The sequence below is a fragment of the Actinomycetota bacterium genome, assembly GCA_030682655.1.
GTDB lineage: Bacteria > Actinomycetota > Coriobacteriia > Anaerosomatales > JAUXNU01 > JAUXNU01.
This window is the reverse complement of sequence record JAUXNU010000159.1, coordinates 1-1,005: the sequence shown is the minus strand read 5'-3', so window position 1 is coordinate 1,005 and position 1,005 is coordinate 1. Positions and strand designations below refer to the sequence as shown.

The following is a 1,005-nucleotide window of genomic DNA, read 5'->3' as shown; positions in this document are numbered from 1 at the left end:
CTCGCGAGTGCGACGCACGGCGATCTTATCCATCACGTCGAAGAGGTGCTCGGGCGAAAGGTCCTCCGGGTTCCGCGACTGGGCTGCGTCGAAGTAGCCCTTGATACTGAGGATCCCGCTGTCGGAAAAGGCAGCGTCGTTCGTCACGAAATAGCTGAGGAGCGTGTAGATGTCCGAGAGGCTATTGTTGACGGGAGTCGCGGTCATCAGAACCAACTTCTTGGGCGACTCGCCCTCAAGCAGGGCCCGCATCGCGTCAGCGCGGGCCGTCGACGGATTTCTGAGCGCGTGCGCCTCATCGACGATGACCACCGCGTAGGCATCGAGGTCCTGAAGCCGCGAGCGCGAGGTTCCAGCGGAGTCCTGGTCTATCACGAGTTCGTCGTAGGACACCACGTCCGCAGGCAGGTTGATGTTCGGAAGCGCGAGGAAGTCCCTCCACGTCTTGCGAAGCGCGGCCGGCACCACCACGAGGACCTTCTGACGGTTCTTGATGGCCGCCTCGTGGATGATCTCGGCCGCGATGTAGGTCTTGCCGAGACCGACCTCGTCAGCGACCACCACGCCCGATAGCGACTCCAGGATGCGGCGGGCACGCCAGACGCCATCTCGCTGGAAGTCGGTCAGGTCCAAGTCCGAAACGTCGCGCTCCTCCATCTCCCGCAGCACGTCCGCTCCGTAGAGTTCCCACAGCATCCGGTAGAAGATGAGCCGCGGGTCGTGCGGCTGCCAGCGGGCCTCGTAAAGAGCAGCCAGGTCGTAGGCCTCCGACTGTTCCCATAGTTCGTCGAACCACTCCAAGACGGTGTCGACCGTGTCGGGCTCGTACTGGCCGAGGTTCAGTTCACGGTTCTCCGCTAGACCCGCGTACGTGAAGTTGCTCGATCCGGCGAGCACGCCCTTACCAACTGGTACCTCCAACACGAAGCACTTGCCGTGCATGAACCCGTTCGTGAAGCGACGGACCTCGACACGAGGGGTGTCCTCGGTGGTCGTCGAGCGGAG

The 1,005-nt window shown here is 63.0% G+C and carries 1 protein-coding gene; it reads right to left on the bottom strand.

Translation table 11 applies throughout. The features are described from left to right. Positions 1 to 1,005 (bottom strand): SNF2-related protein (locus tag Q8K99_10440; GenBank protein ID MDP2182970.1); only part of this gene is annotated, 1,005 nt, incomplete at both ends.